This window comes from Flavobacterium sp. GSB-24 (assembly GCF_027924665.1).
In the GTDB taxonomy this organism is placed as follows: domain Bacteria; phylum Bacteroidota; class Bacteroidia; order Flavobacteriales; family Flavobacteriaceae; genus Flavobacterium.
Window position 1 is genome coordinate 1,950,687 of sequence record NZ_AP027043.1, and the last position, 23,489, is coordinate 1,974,175.

Here is a 23,489-nt window from a genome sequence, read left to right on the forward strand (position 1 = left end):
TCTAAAATCTACGATTAATTCTATGGTAAACTGTAAACCTAATAATATCACGGTCATAGAAATCGATACCACTGGAGCGTCTTTGAAAATTTTTGAGATATCCTAATTCTAAACCCAGATTTGGCGTGAAATGATACCTTAATGCAATATACAACCGGTTTTGATCAAAGGTATTCTTTCTATTGTCTTTGCCGTAATTCAGCATAACTTCATCTGAAATAGTTCCTTTTATGCTTCGTTGTTCTTTTTCCCAAATCGTAAAAGTACTTTGCAGGCGATAACGAAATCTGTACGCAAATGAGAATTCGTTTAAAAGTTTATTTTTGTCTGTTTTTTGAATAAAACGTTCTTCTATTTGAAAACGATTATGAAAGGTGATTTTAGCAATATCATTTATAAAAGTTAAATCTTGTTGTGCGCGATATTCGGGAACAGAATAATCAGGATCAACATTTGGGTTTTGAGTATTCACATTAAAATAGGCAAATCCGCCTCCGAAGTCCATAATCTTACTCGCACGATAACGAGCCTGAGATCTTATAACAAAAAGATTTTCATGAATTGGATTTACAAAACTTCTATTGTCAAATTCAGAATGAATCGCCCATTTTTCGCTTAAAGGAAATATGTTGTAATAACGAATCCAAGTCAGTGTCTGCTGATCTGTTTTCTTTATATTTTGTGCCGATAAAATGGGACTTAAAAAGCCTAAAAGACATATTAATTTGAAAATCTTCATTCAACATATAAATTCAGGCTGCGAATATATACAAACGAAGATTGATTGAAGAAGAATAAAATTTGCTTTAAATAGTAATTTGTGATTTCAATCTCGTACAATAAAAAAACCGAGATATATTTTTAAATAGATCTCGGTTTTAATACTAAACTAATTAACTCTAACCTTATAGTGAGTACTTCAATGTAACCCCATAAGTTCTTTGATCACCTAATACTCCAGCATATTGTCCAGCGTTACCACCGGCCGGTAATAATTGCTCGTAGTAATCTTTATTTAAAAGGTTGCGTCCCCAAAAGTGAACAGATAAACCTTGTCCGGCACGGAAACCTAAACGGGCATTGAAAATCGCATATCCTGGAACAACTAAATATTTTGAAGCCGAAGGGCTTGAAGAAAATTCAGAACGAGCGTAAGAATCAACAGCTAGGAAAATTTTTCCAGCATTTCCGAAGAATCTTGCATTGTCAGAAAGTTCACCTCCTAAAGATCCTGCCCATCTTGAAGCACCTGGCAAATTAGTGCCAGAAACATCTTTAAAAGATACTGGAGCTCCAGTTTCTTCTAACGGAAGAGGCGCATTTGTAAATTTTACATACGTACCATCTGTATAAGTGGCAGCACCATTAATAGTTAAATGCTGATTTATAACAAAACTAGCATCTAATTCAACACCTTGTACGCGTACTTTGTCAGCATTTGCAAGGTATCCACGATTAACACCTAATTCTGCAGCCTGAACGTTTGTTTGGAAATCTTTAATATCTGTTTTAAAGAATGCTAGATTGAAAATGGAATTTCTGAAAGGTGAAGTTTTTACTCCAACTTCATAATGATATACTTTTTCAGGTTTAATAACCGCAAGTTCTAATAACGGATTACCTTTAGAATCAGTTGGAAGTCCAGCAACGTTTACGCCTACTGGTTTGTAACTTTTTGCAAAAGTTCCGTACGCATTAATTTTGTCTGAAGCTTTTAAAGTAACTGTTATGTTTCCAGAAAAATCGGTATTGTCAATAGCAGAATCAAATGCCTGATCAGAATACACTTGTTTTTTCAAAGCAAGTAAAGCAGGATCTGTTGTTTGTAAACCTCCATAAGTTGTACGGGCATAATGAGCATCTTTTTTATCAAAGTTATAACGTAAACCTGGTAAGACATGAAGAAAATCAGTAATAGCCCAGTCAATTTGGCCAAATACAGCTGCACTAGAAGCTCTAATATTGGCATCGGTTTTAATTCCATATCCTTCAAAAAGACCTGGGGTTTTCCATAAAGAACTAGTTGAACTTTGAGCAAATCTCCATTGTGCATTTCCAGATTCTTCAGTACCATCAGTTTGCGAAGTTTGGTCAATAAAGAATACTCCAGCAACACCGCTGATTTTAGAAGTTAACTGTCCTGCGTAACGAACTTCCTGTGTAATTTGAGTTTGTCTTGTAGGATTTTGAGATTTTGCCAAAACTTGTAATCCTGTAAAGTCTCTATCATTTGAAGGGTCCCAGTTCCAAAAACGCCATGCAGTTGTTGAAGTAAGAGTTCCGCCTCCAATTTTTGTATCAATATTTAAAGAGAAACCTCCCATATCTTGATTAGAGCGCCAAGGTGTATCTTGATCAATTTTACGATCAAAAGCATTAAGACTTGGCAATTGGTAATTCAAATCTTTAATAATAGCATCAAATTGGCGGTATGCTGCTCTTTGCGTTGGAGCTACACCTGCAACAACCTGAGCATATCCGTCAGGACGTTGTGTTGTAATATCGGCAGCAAATATGACATTCGTATTTACTGTTGGAGTCCAAAGTAATTGACCTCTAATTCCTTGATTGTTTAAAGTATTTGTAGGTCTTCCAGTTACAATGTTATCAACTAGACCATCTCGTTGCGTACCAGAAAAAGATATTCTACCTGCGACTTTTTTACCCAAAGCTCCAGTAAGAGAAGCTTTCGCCTGTAAGAAATTGTAATTTCCGTAACTCACTTCAAAGTCAGCGCCAGAAGTAAAACTTGGTTTACGAGTTGTAATATTGAAAGCCCCCGAAGTTGTGTTTTTTCCAAATAATGAACCTTGTGGTCCGCGTAAAACTTCAATTTGTTCCACATCGATAAAATCAAGTGTTGTAGCGGCCGGACGTGCATAATAAACACCATCAACATAGAAACCAACACCTGGATCAATACCATCATTTGTCAATCCGAATGGAGAACCTAAACTTCTAATGTTGATACCCGTATTTCTCGGGTTTGAAGAGTAAAGCTGAACAGAAGGAACCAATTCTTTAATACGGTTCACGTTAAATGCCCCAGTTTGTTCTGCTTGTTTTCCTGTAATTACAGAAATCGCAATTGGCACATCTTGAACTTTTTCGATACGACGTCTTGAAGAAACTACAACTTCAACAAGTTCGTTTTCTTCTTTAAGAGCAACCTGAATTGGATTTGCTGGAATGGCACTTAATTCAATTTCAGTTGTTTTATATCCAACATATTGAATCAAAAGAGTCAATGGTAATCTGCCTTGTGAGTCAATGATAAATTTACCGCTGTTGTCTGTTATAGCGCTATGAGTAGTTCCTTTAATTACCACGTTTACCGCTTCTAAAGGAATGTTTTCACTTGTCGTAACTACACCTTCAATGTTTTGTGCAAATGAAATAGAGAAGGTTAAAAATAATAATAATGTAAAGATATTTTTTATAGATGTTTTCATTTTTATATTAAGTATATGTGATTAGTAGAATTTAAAATAAAATTTTTTTAAATCAACACATACACATTATAAATGAATTGCTCTCAGTAGAGGCTGAAAGTCTTTTTGGTTTGTTTTGCAAAAGTTTTGTTACACCTGATTGACTAGAATGTACTTTCATGAGTTAAAATTTAGTAAATGATTAGTTAATTATTTTCTGCAAATATAAATATTAATTCTATCGATTTACTAGGAATTAAAAAATATTTTTTTATTTATTTACCAATGAAGCGATTGTGATACCTTCCATAGCCTTTAAAGTTTTGTCTCTAATTAGCATTAAACCGTGACGCAGACTGCATTCAGACTCGGTTTTACAATCAGAACAAGGCTCGTAAAAATTTAAAGAAGCACATGGCAAAAGTGCAATTGCACCGTCAAATAATCGGTGAATTTCTGCCAGAGTGATGTCATTTTTTGATTTTATTAGATAATATCCGCCAAATTTTCCCTGCTTACTGCTCACAAAATGTCCTCGTTTTAAATCTAATAAAATTTGTTCTAAAAACTTTTTAGGAATATTGGCGCCATCAGCAATTTCTACAGTTCTAGAAATGTGATTTTCGTCTTGTTCTGCTAAATAAAGTAATGCTTTAAGGGCGTATTTTGCTTTATGTGATAACATCTATATTAAATTGTAAATTGTAAAAATAAGATTTTTTAACCTTGAAACCTAAACTTGATCCCGAGACTTCGGGAGAAACCAAAAAAACTTGAAACAAAGTAAGTTTACCAGCCACCGCTAGAACCACCGCCAGAGAAACCTCCACCGCCAAATCCACCGCCGAAACCTCCGCCTCCGCCGCCAAAACCACCACCAGATGATCCGCCGCCGAAGCCTCCAAATCCTCCGCCGCCGCTTCTTCCAAGATTGCTTAGAATAATTACGTCAAGCAGGCTAGGACCTCCACCGCCATTATTGCCAGAATTACCTCCGCCGCCTTTTTTATTGCGGGCAAGTAAAATTAGTACAATTACGACGATAACAATAAAAGGAAAAATTGGAAAATCTTTGCCTTTGGTTTGTTTGCGTTCGCCTTTAAATTTTCCTTTAAAAACATCTATGATTGCATCAGTACCTTTATCAAGACCATTGTAAAAGCTTCCGGCCTTAAATTCTGGTATAATGATATTTCGAATTATTGTACCGCCAATTCCTGCTGTTAAACGATCTTCAAGTCCGTATCCTGGATTAATAGCTATCTTTTTTTCATTTTTAGCTAATAGAATTACAACACCATTATCGTCCTGCTTTGTTCCTCCAATTCCCCAAGTTTGTCCCCATTTTGTTGCCAGCTGACTTACATCTTCGCCTTTTAAGCTTTCAATTGTAATCACTACAATCTGTGTTGTCGTAGAATCAGAATAGCGAATAAGTTTTTCTTCTAACTGCGCTTTTTCAGTAGAACTTAAAACATTGGCATAATCGTAAACAGAAGTTTGAAAACTAGGTTTTTCCGGAATTTCAAATTGTGCAAAAATGATATTACAGGTTAAAAACGATATAAACAAAAGAGTAAACTGAAAAATTCTATTGGAATTTGAGATTTTATTTTTGGAATTTTTCATCATTTATCCTTTTGAGATTTCGTTAGATAATTCGTTTGTGTCATCTTCCAAAGATGGAAAATATTTTTTGAGTTGTTCTCCGGCACTTAAAATACCATCGACAATTCCCTGCTTAAAATTTCCAGATTTAAAATGGCTTGTCATAACATCTTTGGTGCAATCCCAAAAATCATCAGCTACTACATCATTAATTCCTTTGTCGCCGCAGATTACGAAGTTTTTATCTTCAACTGCAAGATAGAGTAGAACGCCATTTTTCAATTTCGTTTCATCCATTCGCAATTCATGAAAAACTTCTAAAGCTCTGTCAAAATGAGCTTTAGAAGTTGTTTTTTCTATATGTACCCTAATTTCGCCAGAAGTATTGTTTTCTGCCATACGAATAGCTTCAACAATCTCTTGTTCTTCTTCTTTGGTTAAAAAATCTTCTACTTTTGACATGACTAATTTTAGAGTTTAGTCCCGATCCCGAAACCTCGGGACGGGATAGATTTTATATTATTCTAATCTTTTAGAATTTTACTTCAACAGGTTTGTCTGCTCCCGTAGAAGCTTCGAAATAAGGTTTTTCTTTGTATTCGCTCAAGAACCAGTTGTTTGGAATTTTTAAAACATAACCGTTGTAAACTTGTACAGCTTCATTAAAACGAGTTCTAGCAGTTAAAATCTGGTTCTCAGTACTTGCTAATTCGTCTTGTAATTTTAAGAAATTTTCGTTTGCTTTTAAAGTTGGATATTGCTCAACAGAAACCAATAATCTTGATAATGATGAACTTACACCGCTTTGAGCTTGATTAAATTCTTTTAATTGCTCAGCAGTTACATTACTTGGATCAATTGTTACTGAAGTAGCTTTTGCACGAGCTTCGATTACTGCTGTTAAAGTTCCTTTTTCAAAATCAGCGGCACCTTTTACAGTGTTTACTAAGTTCCCGATAAGATCATTACGTCTTTGGTAAGCCGTTTGAACATTTCCCCATTCTTTATTTACGGCTTGACTGTGTTGTAAAGCAGTATTTTTAATACCAATCGACCAAAATGCGATAATAGCAATAAGTGCTACAATAATTCCTACAGGGATTAACCACTTTTTCATGTTTGTTTTGATTTATGTTTATATCTATTTTTAATTACAATTCGTTTTTTATGTCGTTCAATTGCGTTTTTATCGACTCTAATTTACGTATTATTTCGAATTTATCTAATGTTTTCTTCTGTCCCTCTTTTAAATGTATTTTGGCGCCCTCAAGAGTAAAACCTCTTTCTTTGACCAAGTGATAAATTAACTGAAGATTTGTAACATCGTCTGGAGTGAACATTCTGTTTCCTTTTGCATTTTTTTTAGGTTTCAGGATATCAAATTCACTGTCCCAAAATCGTATCAAAGAAGCATTGACATTAAAAGCCTTGGCAACTTCGCCAATACTATAATATCTTTTATCTTTAGAAAGTTCAATATGCATGATTCGTTTTTTTCTATTTTATTCCAAAAATACTATTTTTTCGTGATATTAATCTAATGATTGATTTTCTTGGTTGGCCATTTGCGAAATTGCTACATATTCTGCCGCAGATATATTTCCGTAGTAAAAATTTAATGGATTTACCACTTTTCCATCTTTATGAACCTCGTAATGACAATGAGGCCCTTCAGATCTTCCTGTGCTTCCAACATAACCAATAACATCGCCGCGTTTGACATGTTGTCCGGGTCTGCAGTTGTATTTGCTCAAATGTGCATACAAACTCTCATATCCAAAACCGTGCCTGATTACAACATGGTTTCCAAAGCCCGACGCTGTGTTGTCAGCTCTTGCTACAACGCCATCACCAGTGGCATAAACTGGTGCTCCAGTGTTGGCAGTAAAATCCATTCCGTTATGCATTTTTCGCACTTTCGTGAAAGGATCAATTCTATATCCAAAACCAGAAGCAACACGTTTCAAATTTTCATTTTGAACGGGCTGAATCGCTGGAATTGCTAATAATAAATTTTCTTTTGCACCCGCTAATTTCAATATTTCGTCCAAAGATTGAGATTGAATTGCCAATTGTTTAGAAAGTTTATCTACTCTTTTAGTGGTGTTTGTAACCAACTGCGAATTATTATAACCTTCTAAAGCTTTGTATCTTTCAGGATTTCTAAAACCTGCTTTTCTAATAGAATCTGGAATTTCAGCTTTATTAAAATAAACTCTATAAATATTATTGTCTCGTTCTTCTAATGCGTCTGCAGCTTCGTCAATTTCGTCTAGTTTTTTATTCAAAATCGAATACTGTAATTTTAAATTTTCAATTTCACGTGCCTGTAAACGATCTTTTGGAGTTTCAAAATAGGGAGTATTAATTAAAAGAACAAAAACTAAAAAACCAAACAGTGCCGAAGCCAATAAAAACAGTAATGCGTAACCGATTTTAATTCTTTTTCTGGTTTTTATTTTCGTATAAGCCAGATTTTCTGAGTCGTAATAATATTTTACTTTCGCCATATTTTAAAATACGCTATTTTTGCAGCTCGTAAAATAAGTTAGACGAACAAAACACATAAATGTTTCAGTTACTGACCGCTTTTTTACAAGAACAAATTTAATTAGATAATTGGGGCAATTAGATAATTAGATAATGTATGAATTAATAATTTTATTGTTGCTAACTTAAAGTTTTTTAATTAAAAATCATATTATTATCACATTTTCAAATTGACAAATTAGCTAATTCATTAATTATCAATTGACACATTTGTAAACAGATACATTTTCTAATTTAAATATGAAATCACAAGACGTACGTAAACAATTTTTAGACTTTTTTAAAAGCAATGGACACTTAATCGTTCCATCGGCTCCTATCGTTCTTAAAGATGATCCAACCTTAATGTTCAATAACTCGGGAATGGCCCAGTTTAAAGAATTTTTCTTAGGGAATGGAACTCCAAAAAGTAAAAGAATAGCCGATACGCAAAAATGTCTTCGTGTGTCAGGAAAACATAATGATTTGGAAGATGTAGGTTTTGATACTTATCACCATACTATGTTTGAGATGCTTGGAAACTGGTCTTTTGGGGACTATTTCAAAAAAGAAGCAATCAATTGGGCATGGCAGCTTTTGACTGAAGTTTATAAAATTCCTAAAGAAAATCTTTATGTTTCTGTTTTTGAAGGAAGTAAAGAAGACAATGTTCCTTTTGATCAAGAAGCTTGGGATATCTGGAAAACATTAATTGACGAGGATAGAATTATTCTTGGAAATAAAAAAGATAATTTCTGGGAAATGGGCGATCAGGGACCATGTGGACCTTGTTCTGAAATTCACGTTGATTTACGTCCAGAATCTGAAAAAGCATTGGTGTCAGGAAAAAGTTTAGTTAATAACGATCACCCGCAAGTAGTTGAAATCTGGAATAATGTATTCATGGAATTCAACCGTAAAGCTGACGGATCTCTTGAAAAACTTCCTGCACAGCACGTTGATACGGGAATGGGATTTGAGCGTTTGTGTATGGCTTTGCAAGGTAAAACATCAAATTATGATACGGATGTTTTTACACCGCTTATCGAAAAAGTTGAGCAGATTACAGGTTTGAAATATACATCTGATGAGGTTAAAAACATCTCAGAAGAACAAAATAAAACAAATATTGCGATTCGTGTAGTTGTCGATCACGTTCGTGCGGTTGCTTTTGCAATTGCTGATGGACAATTGCCATCAAACACAGGAGCAGGTTATGTAATCCGTAGAATTTTGCGTCGTGCTATTCGTTACGGATTTACATTTTTAGGTACAAAAGAACCTTTTATCAATAAATTGGTAGAAGTTCTGGCAAACCAAATGGGAGAATTTTTCCCAGAAATCAAATCGCAGCAGCAATTGGTTACGAATGTAATTCGCGAAGAAGAAGCTTCTTTCTTAAGAACTTTAGATCAAGGATTACAATTGTTAGAAAATGTAGTAGCAGAAACTACAGGAAAAGAAGTTTCTGGTGCTAAGGTTTTTGAATTGTATGATACGTTTGGTTTTCCAAAAGATTTGACAGCTCTTATTCTAAAAGAAAAAGGTTTCTCATATAAGGAAGAAGAATTTGAAGTTGAATTACAAAAACAAAAAACACGTTCTCGTGCGGCTTCTGAAGTTTCTACAGAAGACTGGAAGGTTTTAATTCCTGGAAATGTAGAAACATTTGTGGGTTATGATAAAACAGAAAACGAAGTAAAAATTACAAGAATTCGTAAAGTTGATTCTAAAAAAGATGGTGTTTTGTACCAAATCGTTTTAGATAATACACCTTTTTATCCAGAAGGAGGAGGACAAGTTGGTGATAAAGGAACTCTGGTTTCTGCAAATGAAACGATCGAAATCATCGATACTAAAAAAGAAAATAATTTGATTTTGCATTTTGCAAAACAGCTTCCAGAAAATGTAGAAGCAGGTTTTGTGGCAAAAGTAAATACTGATTTAAGAACATCAACTTCAAAAAATCACTCGGCTACGCATTTAATGCATTTAGCTTTGAGAAGTATTTTAGGAACACATGTAGAGCAAAAAGGATCGTTGGTAAATCCAAATTATTTACGTTTTGACTTTTCTCATTTCAGCAAAGTTTCTGATGAAGAATTACGTCAGGTTGAAGCAAGTGTAAATGCACAAATTGAAGCACAATTGCAATTGGTAGAACACAGAAATATACCGATTAAAGAAGCATTGGATAAAGGTGCAATGGCTTTATTTGGTGAGAAATACGGCGATAATGTTCGTATGATTGAATTTGGTGAAAGTAAAGAACTTTGTGGTGGAATTCACGTGAAAAACACTGCCGAAATCTGGCATTTCAAAATCATTTCTGAAGGTGCTGTTGCAGCTGGAATTCGTCGTATTGAAGCAATTACAGGTGATGCAGTAAAAGACTTCTATCAAAATCAGGAAAATACATTATCTGAAATAAAAGAAACTTTAAAAAATCCACAGGATATTTTAAAGTCAGTTTCTTCTTTACAAGATGATAATGCGAAATTGAAAAAACAAGTTGAGCAGTTATTAAAAGAAAAAGTAGGAGCATTAAAATCTAAATTAGAGAAAGATTTCCAAGAAGTTAACGGTATAAATTTCCTAGCTAAGCAAGTAGATTTGAGCATGGCTTCTACAAAAGATTTAGCTTCAGCATTGGGAAGTTCAAAACCAGATTCATTCGTATTTTTAGCTTCTGTTGAAGATGGATTGCCAAATATTCATTGCTATATTTCTAAAGAATTGGTTGCAAGCAAAAGCTTAAATGCAAACGCAGTAATCAAAGAATTAGGTAAATATATTGAAGGAAACGGAGGAGGACAGCCTTTCTTCGCATCTGGAAAAGGTAAAAATGCAAATGGAATTGCAGAGGCTTTGGCTAAGGCAAGTGAGTTTGTTAAATAAAGGTGCTATCCCGAAGCCTCGGGACTAAGTTACTAAGGTTCTGAGATTTTGGAATTATAGATAATTAAACCCGACAGATTTTTAAAATCTGTCGGGTTTTGTGTTTATAGTACTTATTTTTCTCATTTTATGTCATTTCGATCCCGAGGCTTCGGGAGAGAAATCTTCGCGAGAAGCTCGACAAAGATTTGATTCTTGTTGCGGAATTACTTGCGAAGATTTCTCCTTGGTCGAAATGACAAATAGAGCGTTTAATCGATATTTTAATAAAAAACCAGCTCAATAGTAGGTTAAAAGAAAAGGGCTTTAGCCAAACGTAATAGTTTTGGCTAAAGCCTCTCTCTTTTATTTAATTTTTTCATCCAGCTAAAGCTGGACGCTATTCAAAAAACTTAGAACCTTAGTATCTCAGCAACTTAGAACCTCAAAAAATTACTTTCTTTCCCCAATCTGCTGACGCCACATGGCATAATACAATCCTTTTTCAACAATTAAATCATCATGTTTACCTTGCTCGATGATTTTACCTTGTTCCAAAACAAAAATCCTATCAGCATGCATTACAGTAGATAAACGGTGTGCGATTAAAACAGTAATTCTATTTTTGTCAGATATATTTCTGATTGTGGCGTTAATTTCTTCTTCAGTAATAGAATCCAAGGCAGAAGTTGCTTCGTCAAAAATTAATAGATTTGGATTTCTAAGAATAGCTCTGGCAATAGATAAACGTTGTTTTTCTCCACCCGAAACTTTGATGCCGCCTTCTCCAATTGTCGTGTTTAAACCATCTTCGGCACGTCTCAAAAGTTTGTCACAGCTTGCTCTTTTTAGTGCATCATATAAATCTTCATCGGTTGCGTTTGGCTTAACAAATAATAAATTCTCGCGAATTGTTCCAGAGAATAATTGGGCATCTTGAGTTACAAAACCTAACTGTTTTCTTAGATCGAGTAAATCAATATCGGTTGAATCAATATCGTTATACAAAATTTGACCTTCAGCAGGTGTATATAATCCAACTAATAATTTTACCAAAGTTGTTTTTCCGGAACCAGACGGACCCACAAATGCTACAGTTTGCCCTTGTTTAATTTCAAAATTGATATTTTCAACCGCTTTAAATTTGGCCGTTTTATGCTGAAAGCTTACATTCGAAAATAATAAGGATTGAATTGCACCAACATGTTTTGGAGTTTTTGGACGGAATTCTTTTGGAGCGCTTAATAAGACTTTGAAATTTTCCATTGAAACTTTGGTTTCGTTCAATGCAATAATGAAGTTTCCAAGTTCTTGAAGCGGACCGAAAATAAAGAAAGTAAAAAATACCATCGTTAATAAATCACCAACAATAATTTTTCCTCCAAATAAGAAATAATACAAAGTAAAAACAACACAAGTTCTTAAAAAGTGAACTGTTGTTCCTTGAATGAAACTCAAACTTCTAATAAATCGAATTTTCTCCAATTCTAACTGTAGAATTTTAAAAGTGTTTAAGTTTAGACGTTTCTCTTCTTGATAAGTCAAACCAAGACTTTTTACCAATTCAATGTTTCTTAAACTTTCAGTTGTTGATCCTGCCAAAGCGTTCGTTTGATTAACGATTTTTTTAGAAACAATTTTAATTTTTTTACCTAAATAAGAACTTACCAAAGCAATAATTGGAGCTGTAATTAAAAAGATAATAGAAATTCTAAAGTCAATTCGAGCAACATAAACGATTACAAATATGAATCCTATTATAGTCTGAAAGATCAATGAAATAGAAAGAGTAATCAATTTTTCAGAATCAGAACGTACTTTGGTTAATTTACTCAAAGTTTCACCGCTTCGCTGATCTTCAAATTCAGCATAAGGCAGATCTAAAGATTTTTTAATTCCGTCTGTATACATTTGAGCTCCAGTTCTCTGGATCACGACATTAGTAAAGTAATCCTGAAAATTTTTGGTAATTCTGGAAATCATAGCGGCTCCAAGCGAAAGACCAAGCCAGAAAGATAAAGATTTGATGAAACCAGTTGGATTTCCTGCGTATTTGTGTAAACCAACTCCGCAATCCTGCATTAGTTTTCCTGTAATTATTGAGTCTGATAAACTGAAACAAATGTTGATAGAAGCCATGATCAAAGCAAAAAATAAAAGCATTTTATGTTTGATGATGTAAGTATATAATAATTTCATATAAGATTTTAAAAAGTGGAAGATGCAAAAATAAGGAATTGTTTGGGGATGTATAGTTGATTTCTGTTATTAAAAATGTAAATTTTTTTTAAACCCCATTTTTAGCCTCTATGTTTAAAAATACAGGAAAAAAGCTAACTATTTACACCTTTTTTTCTTTATGATTAAATTTTTATTTTTAAGTTGATTATTCTTAGATCGCTTGCTATTAGTGTATTAAATAATGTTTGAATTATATTATTTATCTGAATGCGGAATCCCGTAAGGTTTTAGTTTTATGTTGTATTACGTTTGCACCAATAACAAATTTAATCAAAAAAACTATGAAAAAATTTTTACTTCTTTTTGGAGCTTTGACTCTATCATTAACTTCTTGTTCAAGCGATGATTCTTCAGATTCATCTTCTGTATTACTTAAAAAAGAAATTGCAACTGACTCTGATGGAGACAAGGTAACTACTAATTATAAATATGACGGAAATAAATTAGTAGATATAACAGTACAAGGTTTTACTGGAGGATTATATTTTACGTACACAGGAGATTTAATTACAAAAATTGAATTCAAATACGATGGTGTGGTAGAGCAAATTAACACATATGCTTATGATTCAAATAATCGTTTGGTAAGTTTTGTGAGAGCAGAACCTCAAGATGAATTAGGTTTCAAAGAAGTTTATACTTACAATACTGATGGAACTGTTTCTGTAAAAACATACAGAGGTGATCATTTGTCACAAACTACAGCAAACGGAACTGGAAAAATAATTTTTACTGCAGGTGAAGTAACTGAAATTACAGCAACTGACAGCCCGAGCAGAACTTATGTATATGATGACAAAAACAATCCTATGAAAAATGTTTTAGGATATGATAAGATCTCTTTTGCGGATGGTGAAGCTTCAGGAATTTTGCATAATATTGTTTCTTCAAAATATAACAATGAAGTAATGGCTGCGTATGTACTTACATATAATGCAGATAATTATCCTGTAAAAAGTGTTGAAAGCGAAGAAGGAGAAGTAGCGACTATAGAATATTTCTATTAATTAAAATATCAATTTAGTTTATAAGCCAGAAGTAATTACTTCTGGCTTTTTAATTTTATGGGATGATGTGCAGGTGAAAGATATAGTTGTAAGTTTAAAATTACAATTTTGTCGTTTTCTATTATTGATAAAACCTTTAGAGGCATTTAATTCATTTGGAGGAATATACTTTTGGTATAATTATTTAACCTTTTAATTTACAAAAAATGAAAAAAATTGTATGCCTTTTTGGCGCTTTAGCATTAACAGCAGCATCTTGCTCAAATGATGACAACTCAAATAATGTAAACAATGTAGTTTTACCAAAAACTATTCAGCTTACTAATGATAAAGACCCTGCGCAAAATATGACAAGCACATTTACTTATCAAGGGAATAAAATTGTAGATATCAGTAGTCCAAAAGCGAAATCTGAATTTACTTATACTGGTAATCAAATAACAAAAAAAGTTGATTATTACATGAGCAAAGGTCAGTTGGAAAAAATCGTAGAAACATCATACGTTTATGCAAATGGTAAATTGCAAAGCGTAAACGGAATCTCGTATGGAACAGCTTTCAGACAAGTTTATACTTATAATATTGATGGTACTATTACAAAAGAAGCCTATACAACGGACCAAAATACAGGAGTAGAATCAAAATCGCGAGAAAGCTGGCAGCTTACAGTTGTAAATGGCAATTTAACAAAATTGGTTACTATAAGCGGCGCTTTTATTGGCACACATGTTTACGACTATGATGCTAAAAATACTGCATTTAAAAATATCTTAGGATTTAACTTATTATTAGATCAGGCAATAACACCATCATTAGGTCAAAAAAATTATTCTTCTGTTAATAATATTGGAAAAGATACTCAATCAGTAGTGATAGATTCTCAGCCATTTACCAATACTATAGATTACAATGCTAAATATGATTACAACACTAATGGATATCCTGTTAAGCAAACATCTTATAATCAAGATGGAACTGTAAAAGAAGTATTTGATTATACTTACTAATCATAAAAAATATATTTTTTGTAAAAGCCAGAGCAAATTGCATCTGGCTTTTTTATTTCTAAAAAATAATCGAAATTTACACAAAAGAACTTCCATGCAATTCAGAACCCAAATTCCAATTTTAAAAAGTAATCAACCAATCGATTATAATTCGAAATTACTTTCTATTGGTTCTTGTTTTGCAGAAAATATGGCGGAGAAATTCGATTACTTCAAATTTCAAAATGAAACAAATCCTTTTGGAATTATATTTAATCCTGTTTCAATTGAGAAACTATTTAAAAGAGTTTGCCATCAGGAACTTTTCGGAGAAAAAGATGTTTTCTTTCATAACGAACGCTGGCATAGTTTTGATGTTCATTCTGATTTAAGTAATGCTGATAGACAAGAACTTCTTGAAAGCCTAAATAAAGCGGTTACAGAAACGTACAAACAGCTAAAAGAAGCGACGCACATTATTATAACTTTTGGAACTTCTTGGATTTACAGAAATGTAGAAAGTGAAGAAGTAGTTGCTAATTGTCATAAAGTCCCTCAAAAGCAATTTTCAAAAGAACTATTATCTGTTGATGTAATTCAAAAAAGTATTCAAAGTACAATTGAGTTAATTCATACTGTAAATCCAGAGATAAATTTCATTTTTACGATTTCTCCAGTTCGTCATACAAAAGACGGTTTCGTAGAAAACCAGTTAAGTAAATCACATTTATTTACAGCGCTTCACAACGTTTTAAAAATTGACAATTCACAATTGACAATTCATCATTATTTCCCGTCTTACGAAATAATGATGGATGAACTTCGCGATTATCGTTTTTATTCAGAAGATATGCTTCATCCTAATCAAATAGCTATAGATTATATCTGGAAGCTTTTCAGCGAAAATTATATTTCGCAAGAGAGTTTTGCGCTAATGCAGGAAGTAGACGAAATTCAGAAAAGTCTGCGCCACAGAAGCTTCAATCCAGAATCTGAACAGCATCAAAAATTCCTGGCAAAATTACAACAGAAAATAATTGCAATAGGAGATAAACTGCCTCATATAAAATTTAAATTATAAAAAGCCTTTGGTTGTAACCAATGACAGCTTTTTAACAGTAAAATTTTAGAATAATTCCTGATAATTGTGTAAATTGTTAAAGTTTAAATTTTACATTTTTGTAAAATGTCTAATTATGCTTTTTTCAGAAGCAATTTAATCATGTATTTTATTGACGTATGAATAAGAAACCCATTCATTATTTAAAAAAAACACTTCGTGTACTGTTATGGTGCGTGGTTTCTATAGTGGCACTTTTACTTCTTCTTATCATATTAATTCAAGTTCCGTCGGTTCAGAATTTCGTTAAGGATAAAGCGATTACTTATCTTCATAATAAGATTAAAACCAAGGTTTCCTTAGATCATATTTCCATTAAATTTCCAAAAGATGTAGTGCTGGAAGGTTTTTATTTTGAAGACCAGAAAAAAGATACGTTACTGGCTGGTAAACGATTAGAGGTTGATGTTGATCTTTTTAAACTCGTAAGCAGCGAACTTGAAATCAATTCAGTTTCACTTGAAAATGTAAAAGCTAATATTTCAAGAAATAAAGATGGAGTTTTTAATTTCGATTATATTATAAAAGCGTTTGAATCTAAAGAACCAAAAGTTGAAGATCCAGATGCCAAACCTTTCAAAATTTCTGTAGTAAAAGTAAATCTCGATCAAGTAAAATTCAATTTTAAAGATGATTTTTCGAAAAATGATATTCGTGTAAATCTGACCCATTTTGATACCAAATTCAAGAAATTTGACCTTGATAAAATGGATTTTAATATTCCGAATATTAATTTAAATGGCTTGAAAGTAGTTTTAGATCAAGATGTTGTAGAGAAAATTGCTGAAGTTTCAGTTAAGACTGTCGATACGATTTCAAAAAGACCAGATTTTAAACTTGCGCTGGATAAAATCACTTTATCTAAAATTGATATTTTATACGACAATAAAGATTCAAAATTAAATTCGGGCATTCGTTTAGGGAATTTGAATTTGGCTGTAAACGAAATTGATCTCAATAAACAGCTTTTAGATTTTGACACTTTTGAAGTGAAAAACCTTAGCGGAAATTTACGATTAGGTGCAAAAGATAAACAAATTCAAGCGCCGGATTTAGACTCAACTTCTATCAAACAAGCAGGCTGGAAAGTTAAGCTGAATGATGCCAGTCTAGAAAATATAGCTTTTAAATTTGATGATATGCAGTCAAAACCTAAAACAAAAGGTTTAGATTACAGTCATTTAGATTTGAGTAAATTCAATTTCAAAGCAGAGAAATTATATTATGCAAACGATACGATTTCTGGAAACATAAAAACACTTACCGTAAACGAAAAAAGCGGTTTACAAATCCAGGCTTTTAAAACGGATTTCTTCTACGGACCAAAAAATGCGTATTTGAATAATTTGTATTTGAAAACGCCGCAAACCCTTGTGCAGGATGAAATTAAAGCAGCATACAAATCACTGGAATCTCTTCAAAAAGATCTAGGAAATTTGGCTGTTGATGCTAATTTGAAACAATCAAAAATTGGTTTCAAAGACATTTTATTGTTTGTTCCAGATTTACAAAAAACAAATCCGTTTAAGAGTAATGCAAATGCAATTTTGTATGTAGACAGCCGAGTAAATGGAAAAGTAAAAGATCTGAATATTTCGAAATTCGAAATGAGCGGAATAGGTTCTACAAAAGTTTCCCTTTCGGGGAAAATCGCCGGACTGCCGGATGCGCAAAAAGCTTATTACGACTTGAATATTAAAAACATTTCGAGCACTGCAAAAGACATTAATATGTTTGTGCCAGCTGGGACAATTCCAAAAAACATTCAATTGCCTTCTCAACTAAATCTACAGGGAAAATTTAAAGGATCGGTTCAAAACTTTAAAACTAATCTGGCCTTAAAAAGCAGTTTCGGAAATGCCAAAGTTGATGCTTTATTTGATCAGCGTCTTAAAAAAAGAGAAAAATACGATGCAACCGTTTATTTATTGGATTTTAATGTAGGCCGATTAATTAAAAACGATTCGATCGGAAAAATTACGCTTAAAGCGAAAGTAAAAGGAAATGGTTTAGACCCAAAAACGGCAAATGCGGCAATTGATGGTCTGGTGCAAAAAGCTGTTTTTAATCGCTACACATACAAAGATTTAGCTCTAAAAGGAAATATCGAAAATGGTTCTTTTGCTGTAAAATCTGGAATGAAAGATCCAAATCTGAATTTTGATTTAACAGCTTCAGGTGATACAAAAGACCAATATCCAAGCATAAAATTAAAACTAAATCTAGATATAGCCGATCTAGAAAAACTGAATCTGCATGCCGGGCCAATGAAGCTTCGCGGAAATGTCGATGCAGATATCGCAAACAGCAATCCTGATTTCTTAAACGGAAAAGTTTTTCTTTCGAACATTCAGATTTTGCAGGATGCCGAACCAATTGTTTTAGATTCGATCCGCGTTCTTGCTTTTGCAGATAAAGACAGTAATTCGATTAAAATTTCGTCACAATTTTTAAAAGCCGAAGTAGTAGGAAAATATAAGTTGACCACTTTATCAAATTCAATTCAAAAATCATTGTCTAAATATATTGACCTTCAAAATCCGAAAGTCAATGCAGAATCTGACGAACAGCGATTGGCATTCAAATTAAAAGTAGATAATGATCCTGTTCTTTTTAAATTATTGCCAAAATTAACTGGATTAGAACCTTTTACCATAAATGGAAATTATAACAATCAAACAGATTCTTTAGCCATAAAAGGAACTATTCCGAGAATTGTTTATGCCGATAATACTATTTCAGACGGAAGAATTAATATTGAAGCCAAAGAAAATGCTTTAGAATATTTGGTTTCTGTTGCAACAATCGAAAGCGGTTCACTTAAAATTCCGTTTACTAGCTTGTCTGGAAAAGTAGAAAACAACATTTTGACGTATGCGCTGGAAGTGAAAGATGTTAAAGACAAACAGCAATATTATATTGCTGGAAATCTTAACCATGAAAATTCTAAAAACATCTTTAAAATTGATGCAGAAAACTTCGTTTTAAATTATGATAAATGGAACGTTGATCCTGAAAATTCGATTGAGTTTGGAGATAAAAGACTTTATATCAACAAATTCTATTTAGATAACTCTGGTAATGAATTAAAAATTCAGTCGCAGGGAACTCAGAATAATGCACCGCTTCAAGTTGATTTTGTAAACTTCAAAATTGAAACCATTATGAACATGGTTAAAAAAGATGAGTTGTTGATGCAGGGTCTAATAAACGGAAATGCTTTGGTCGAAAACGTTATGACCAATCCGACATTTACATCAGATTTAAAAATTGATGATTTTACTTTTAAAGCAGAAAAAGTAGGTGATTTAGAAATAAAAGTGGATAATAAAACCGCTAATACTCTTGCCGCGAATGTTGCTTTAAGCGACGAAGGAAATGATGTAAAATTAACTGGAGATTATAAACTGGATGCAGGGAATTTTGACTTTGATGTTGCAATTAATAAGTTGAATATCAAAAGTGTTCAAGGTTTTAGCATGGGAAATATAACAGAAGGGAAAGGTTTTCTTTCTGGGAATTTTAAATTGACAGGAAATACTTCGGCTCCCAAAATTAATGGCGAATTGAATTTTAATGATGCCGCTTTTAGAGTTACACAATTGAACTCGTACTTTAAAATTGGACAAGAAAAAATCACGTTTAATAATGAAACGATTTCATTTGATAAGTTCTCTCTTTTTGATGAAAATGACAACGAATTGTATGTTAACGGAACAATTCAATCGGCTGATTTTGTGAAGTATAATTTTAATCTTCTGGTAGAAGCAAATGATTTTAGAGCCATAAACTCTAAAGCAGCAGATAATGATTTATTCTATGGTGATTTGTTTTTGGATACCAAATTGAATATCAAAGGAAATTTAGATAGTCCAGTTGTCGACGGAACGATTAAAATAAATAAAGAAACCAAATTTACGGTTGTATTGCCGCAGTCAGATCCTTCAATTGCAGATCGAGAAGGAATTGTAGAGTTTGTTGATGAAGATAATATGTATCTGAAACAAACCGTTGACATGCAGAATAAACTCGATCAATCGGAACTAAAAGGAATGGATGTAAACGTTGCCATTACGATTGATAAAGAAGCAGAATTGACTTTGCTGATTGATAAAGGAAATGGTGATTATCTAAAATTAAAGGGTGAAGCAGAATTAGTCGGCGGAATCGATCAATCGGGTAAAACGACTCTGACTGGTAAATATGAGTTTTCTGATGGAGCTTATGAAATGAATTTCAACGGCATCAGAAGAAAATTTGATATTCAGAAAGGAAGTTACATCACGTGGAATGGGGAACCGACATTAGCCAACTTAAATATAACAGCCATTTATAAAGTAGATGCAGCGCCGATTGATTTATTGGGTAATCAGTTAAAAAGCGAACCTCAAACGGTGCAAAATACATACAAACAAAAACTTCCTTTTCAGACTTTATTGAAAATGAACGGTGAACTGATGAAACCAGAAATCTCTTTTGGAATTACACTTCCTGAAGGAAATTATAATGTTGCTTCAGATGTGGTTGAACTTACGCAGACAAGATTAAAACAACTGGAACAAGATCCGGCAGAATTAAATAAACAGGTTTTTGCACTTTTATTATTAAATAGATTTGTTGGAGAAAATCCGTTTTCGAGCGAAAGCGGCGGCGCAAGTGCTGAATCTTTTGCCAGACAAAGTGTAAGTAAAATACTTTCGCAGCAGTTAAACAATCTTGCAGGCGAACTCATCACGGGATTTGAAGTAAATTTTGACTTAGAATCTACGGAAGATTATACGACTGGAACTATGCAGAATAGAACCGACCTGAATGTTGAAGTTTCTAAAAGATTGCTGGATGATAGATTGAAAGTAACCGTGGGAAGCAGTTTTGGTGTTGAAGGCCAAGAACGTGCCAATGAAGAAAGTACGAATATTGCCGGCGATGTTGCTTTAGATTATCAATTAACAAAAGACGGAAGATATATGGTTCGTGCCTATAGAAAAAACCAATATCAAGTTGCTGTTGAAGGTCAGGTTGTTGAAACAGGAGTTGCATTTGTGATTACAATGAGTTACAACAAGTTTAGAGAGTTGTTTCATCGCAGTGAGCAGGAAAAAGAAATGATCCGCGAAGAAAAAATTCGAAAAGAAAAGCAAAAACAGAAAGAAAAAGAAGCAAAAGAAAAACCAGAAATACAAAATCAGGAAGAAAAACAAATTGAAGGAAATGAGCAGAAAACATAAACATATAAGACAATTTTATATCAAGTGTATGGCACTGTTTTCCTTGTTTTTTATTGTAGGATGCAGTAATACCAAATATCTTCCAGAAGGCGATTTGCTTTATGTCGGCGGTTCGGTTACCGTAAAAGATTCGCTGATGAAAAAGAAAGACCGTAAGGCGCTGGAAACTGAATTGAAAGATTTATTGCGTCCAAAACCTAATAAACAGATTTTCGGTTTACGTCCTAAATTATGGATTTATAATTTGGCTGGAGAACCTAAAAAACAAAAAGGAACACGATATTGGCTTCGAAATAAAGTGGGAGAAGCACCAGTTTTATTCAGCAAAGTTGATTTGGATTATAACGCATCGGTTTTGCGAAATTTTACGGAAAACAGAGGTTATTTTAAAAGCCGTGTAAGCGCCGATTCGACTGTTCGAAATAAAAGAGTAACTGCAGAATACACCGTTACTCCGAAACAGCAATACATTATAAAAAGTGTTACTTTCCCTGATGACTCTTTAAGAATATCAAAGATTATAGCCAAGAGCCACCGTAGAAGTCTTCTTAAAGTTGGAAAACCTTACGATTTGGATGTCATTAAAGCTGAGAGAGAACGTATTGATGCGAGATTAAAAGAAAATGGATATTTTTATTTTAATCCAGATTATATTTTAGCAAAAGTAGACAGTACTAAAGGAAATCATGAAGTGAAAATTAGACTTGTAATTAAAGATGATACGCCAGTAAAAGCGCTGACTTCTTACAAGATTGATAAAATATTTGTTTATCCAAATTACTCACTTACAAACGATAGTGCCGTTTACCGAAAAAGAAATATCACACAATACAAAGATTTTACAATAATAGACACTGCAGAAACTTTTAAACCAAGAGTTTATGATCGAACGATTTACTTTAAAAAAGGAGATTTATATAATAGGAAAGATCACAATTTAACTTTAAACCGATTTGTAAATCTGGGAACATTCAGTTTTGTGAAAAACGAATTTAAACCGTCTGATTCGATTCCAAATGCTTTAAATTCCTACTATTATTTAACCTTGCTTCCTAAAAAGTTTATTCGTGTTGAAGTTATAGGTAAAACCAATTCAGCAAGTTACACGGGGACAGAATTAAATTTAAATTGGAACAATCGAAACTTTTTTAGAGGAGCAGAATTATTTACAGCTTCGGTCTTTGGAGGAGCTGATTTCCAGCTTGGGGGAGTGAATAGAGGAAAAAATATTTATAAACTGGGAGGGGAAGTTAGTTTGACATGGCCACGATTTATAACGCCATTTAATATACAAGGAAACAGCGAATTTGTGCCAAGAACTAAAGCAACTTTGCGTTACGAATATCAAAAAAGAACACAATTATATGCATTGAATTCATTCAACACTTCATTTGGTTATTTATGGAAAGAAAATATTCGTAAAGAACATCAATTAAATGTTATTGATGTTACGTATGTGAGTCCAAATCATGTTACACCAGAATATTTGGCAGATATAAAAGAAGATCCTGCGCTTGGAAAAGTAATTGAAAAACAGTTGATTTTTGGTCCGACTTACAATTATACCTATACGAATACCATGCAGAAACGCCGAAAAAATACCATCTATTTTAATGGTGAATTGGATTTAGCGGGAAATATTACAGGATTGGTTACAGGTGCCAATTATAAGAAAGATAATGTAAAGACTATATTTGATGTTCCGTTTAGCCAATATGTAAAAATCAAAACAGATTTCAGGCATTATTTAAAACTCGGAAAAGAAAGCGAATTAGCAAGCCGATTAATTCTCGGTGCCGGATTTGCTTATGGAAACTCAAATACACTTCCAACTTCAAAGCAGTTTGTCGTAGGAGGAACGAATAGTATTAGAGCTTTCAGAGCCAGAACGTTAGGACCGGGTAGTTATGTGATTCCGCCGACAACAAATAATAATTATACACCAGATCAATCAGCAGATTTGAAGTTGGAATTTAATACAGAATATCGAGCTAAATTGTTTAGTATTGTTCGAGGAGCAGTGTTCTTGGATGCAGGAAATATTTGGCTTTTAAATGCCGACCCAGATAAACCAGGAGCTGAAATTTCAAAAGATTTTATGAAAGAACTTGCAGTTGGTGCCGGAGTAGGTTTGCGTTTTGATTTGTCATTTTTGATTTTAAGAACAGATTTAGCAATTCCACTCCGTAATCCTGCGCTTCCAGACGGACAGCGCTGGGTGATTGATAAGATTGATTTTGGAGATAGTTCTTGGAGAAAAGACAACCTGATTTTGAATATTGCGATCGGATATCCGTTCTAATTTTTTGTGTCTAATTTCATGAATTTTCACTAATCTTAGCTGTATGTTTTTTATCGATTTCACAAATTAAAAATTAAGAACGTCAAATTTGACATTTTAAAAAATTAGTGTAATTAGTGCAATTCGTGGCAAAGAATAGTAAAAAAAGAAGTAAATTGCT

General features: G+C 33.1%; 15 protein-coding genes. 6 read left to right on the forward strand and 9 right to left on the reverse strand.

The window, feature by feature from the left end; translation table 11 throughout:
- Nucleotide 1: 1 nt before the first annotated feature.
- The 8 genes from QMG60_RS08730 to QMG60_RS08765 all read right to left on the reverse strand — a co-directional run bounded on the left by QMG60_RS08730 (nucleotide 2) and on the right by QMG60_RS08765 (nucleotide 7,549).
- Entirely contained in the window at nucleotides 2-739 is a 738-nt protein-coding gene (locus QMG60_RS08730) for a DUF2490 domain-containing protein (RefSeq protein WP_281867505.1), read from the reverse strand.
- Between the two features lie 166 nt (nucleotides 740-905).
- Nucleotides 906-3,452, reverse strand: coding sequence for a TonB-dependent receptor (locus QMG60_RS08735; RefSeq protein WP_057117105.1), 2,547 nt, complete (start codon nucleotides 3,450-3,452; stop codon nucleotides 906-908).
- Between the two features lie 250 nt (nucleotides 3,453-3,702).
- Entirely contained in the window at nucleotides 3,703-4,116 is a 414-nt protein-coding gene (locus QMG60_RS08740; RefSeq protein ID WP_281867506.1) for an Rrf2 family transcriptional regulator, read from the reverse strand.
- Nucleotides 4,117-4,220: 104 nt separating this feature from the next.
- Nucleotides 4,221-5,060, reverse strand: coding sequence for a TPM domain-containing protein (locus QMG60_RS08745; protein ID WP_134139542.1), 840 nt, complete (start codon nucleotides 5,058-5,060; stop codon nucleotides 4,221-4,223).
- Between the two features lie 3 nt (nucleotides 5,061-5,063).
- Nucleotides 5,064-5,501, reverse strand: a complete 438-nt coding sequence (locus QMG60_RS08750; RefSeq protein ID WP_281867507.1) for a TPM domain-containing protein — start codon at nucleotides 5,499-5,501, stop codon at nucleotides 5,064-5,066.
- A gap of 70 nt (nucleotides 5,502-5,571) precedes the next feature.
- Nucleotides 5,572-6,156, reverse strand: a complete 585-nt coding sequence (locus QMG60_RS08755) for a LemA family protein (protein ID WP_057117102.1) — start codon at nucleotides 6,154-6,156, stop codon at nucleotides 5,572-5,574.
- A gap of 34 nt (nucleotides 6,157-6,190) precedes the next feature.
- Nucleotides 6,191-6,523 carry a MerR family transcriptional regulator gene (locus QMG60_RS08760; RefSeq protein ID WP_057117101.1) on the reverse strand — a complete coding sequence of 111 codons (333 nt, stop codon included), beginning with the start codon at nucleotides 6,521-6,523 and terminating at the stop codon, nucleotides 6,191-6,193.
- 48 nt (nucleotides 6,524-6,571) lie between these two features.
- Nucleotides 6,572-7,549 (reverse strand): M23 family metallopeptidase, encoded by a 978-nt coding sequence (locus QMG60_RS08765; RefSeq protein ID WP_057117100.1) that lies wholly within the window; start codon nucleotides 7,547-7,549, stop codon nucleotides 6,572-6,574.
- Between the two features lie 280 nt (nucleotides 7,550-7,829).
- On the opposite strand from QMG60_RS08765, the gene alaS reads away from it, so the two are divergent.
- Nucleotides 7,830-10,466 carry an alanine--tRNA ligase gene (alaS, locus tag QMG60_RS08770; protein WP_281867508.1) on the forward strand — a complete coding sequence of 879 codons (2,637 nt, stop codon included), beginning with the start codon at nucleotides 7,830-7,832 and terminating at the stop codon, nucleotides 10,464-10,466.
- A 432-nt stretch (nucleotides 10,467-10,898) separates the two neighbouring features.
- Here alaS and QMG60_RS08775 read toward each other — a convergent pair whose 3' ends face one another.
- Entirely contained in the window at nucleotides 10,899-12,644 is a 1,746-nt protein-coding gene (locus QMG60_RS08775; RefSeq protein ID WP_057117097.1) for an ABC transporter ATP-binding protein, read from the reverse strand.
- 323 nt (nucleotides 12,645-12,967) lie between these two features.
- Here QMG60_RS08775 and QMG60_RS08780 point away from each other — a divergent pair, with 323 nt between their 5' ends.
- The 5 genes from QMG60_RS08780 (at nucleotide 12,968) to QMG60_RS08800 (ending at nucleotide 23,329) form a co-directional block, all read left to right on the forward strand.
- Nucleotides 12,968-13,693 (forward strand): hypothetical protein, encoded by a 726-nt coding sequence (locus tag QMG60_RS08780; RefSeq protein ID WP_281867510.1) that lies wholly within the window; start codon nucleotides 12,968-12,970, stop codon nucleotides 13,691-13,693.
- A 206-nt stretch (nucleotides 13,694-13,899) separates the two neighbouring features.
- Nucleotides 13,900-14,700 carry a hypothetical protein gene (locus tag QMG60_RS08785; protein WP_281867511.1) on the forward strand — a complete coding sequence of 267 codons (801 nt, stop codon included), beginning with the start codon at nucleotides 13,900-13,902 and terminating at the stop codon, nucleotides 14,698-14,700.
- 94 nt (nucleotides 14,701-14,794) lie between these two features.
- Nucleotides 14,795-15,760 carry a GSCFA domain-containing protein gene (locus QMG60_RS08790; RefSeq protein ID WP_281867512.1) on the forward strand — a complete coding sequence of 322 codons (966 nt, stop codon included), beginning with the start codon at nucleotides 14,795-14,797 and terminating at the stop codon, nucleotides 15,758-15,760.
- A 158-nt stretch (nucleotides 15,761-15,918) separates the two neighbouring features.
- Nucleotides 15,919-21,027 carry a translocation/assembly module TamB gene (locus QMG60_RS08795; RefSeq protein ID WP_281867513.1) on the forward strand — a complete coding sequence of 1,703 codons (5,109 nt, stop codon included), beginning with the start codon at nucleotides 15,919-15,921 and terminating at the stop codon, nucleotides 21,025-21,027.
- On the forward strand, nucleotides 21,011-23,329 hold the full coding sequence (locus tag QMG60_RS08800; protein WP_057117092.1) for a BamA/TamA family outer membrane protein: 2,319 nt from the start codon (nucleotides 21,011-21,013) through the stop codon (nucleotides 23,327-23,329). The genes QMG60_RS08795 and QMG60_RS08800 overlap by 17 nt, the downstream gene beginning before the upstream one ends.
- The last annotated feature ends 160 nt before the right edge of the window (nucleotides 23,330-23,489 follow it).

Excerpts from the sequence above, each read along its gene's own strand:
- QMG60_RS08730 (WP_281867505.1), bottom strand. The coding sequence starts at position 739 with ATGAAGATTTTCAAATTAATATGTCTTTTAGGCTTTTTAAGTCCCATT.
- QMG60_RS08735 (WP_057117105.1), bottom strand. The coding sequence starts at position 3,452 with ATGAAAACATCTATAAAAAATATCTTTACATTATTATTATTTTTAACC.
- QMG60_RS08740 (WP_281867506.1), bottom strand. The coding sequence starts at position 4,116 with ATGTTATCACATAAAGCAAAATACGCCCTTAAAGCATTACTTTATTTA.
- QMG60_RS08745 (WP_134139542.1), bottom strand. The coding sequence starts at position 5,060 with ATGAAAAATTCCAAAAATAAAATCTCAAATTCCAATAGAATTTTTCAG.
- QMG60_RS08750 (WP_281867507.1), bottom strand. The coding sequence starts at position 5,501 with ATGTCAAAAGTAGAAGATTTTTTAACCAAAGAAGAAGAACAAGAGATT.
- QMG60_RS08755 (WP_057117102.1), bottom strand. The coding sequence starts at position 6,156 with ATGAAAAAGTGGTTAATCCCTGTAGGAATTATTGTAGCACTTATTGCT.
- QMG60_RS08760 (WP_057117101.1), bottom strand. The coding sequence starts at position 6,523 with ATGCATATTGAACTTTCTAAAGATAAAAGATATTATAGTATTGGCGAA.
- QMG60_RS08765 (WP_057117100.1), bottom strand. The coding sequence starts at position 7,549 with ATGGCGAAAGTAAAATATTATTACGACTCAGAAAATCTGGCTTATACG.
- alaS (WP_281867508.1), top strand. The coding sequence starts at position 7,830 with ATGAAATCACAAGACGTACGTAAACAATTTTTAGACTTTTTTAAAAGC.
- QMG60_RS08775 (WP_057117097.1), bottom strand. The coding sequence starts at position 12,644 with ATGAAATTATTATATACTTACATCATCAAACATAAAATGCTTTTATTT.
- QMG60_RS08780 (WP_281867510.1), top strand. The coding sequence starts at position 12,968 with ATGAAAAAATTTTTACTTCTTTTTGGAGCTTTGACTCTATCATTAACT.
- QMG60_RS08785 (WP_281867511.1), top strand. The coding sequence starts at position 13,900 with ATGAAAAAAATTGTATGCCTTTTTGGCGCTTTAGCATTAACAGCAGCA.
- QMG60_RS08790 (WP_281867512.1), top strand. The coding sequence starts at position 14,795 with ATGCAATTCAGAACCCAAATTCCAATTTTAAAAAGTAATCAACCAATC.
- QMG60_RS08795 (WP_281867513.1), top strand. The coding sequence starts at position 15,919 with ATGAATAAGAAACCCATTCATTATTTAAAAAAAACACTTCGTGTACTG.
- QMG60_RS08800 (WP_057117092.1), top strand. The coding sequence starts at position 21,011 with ATGAGCAGAAAACATAAACATATAAGACAATTTTATATCAAGTGTATG.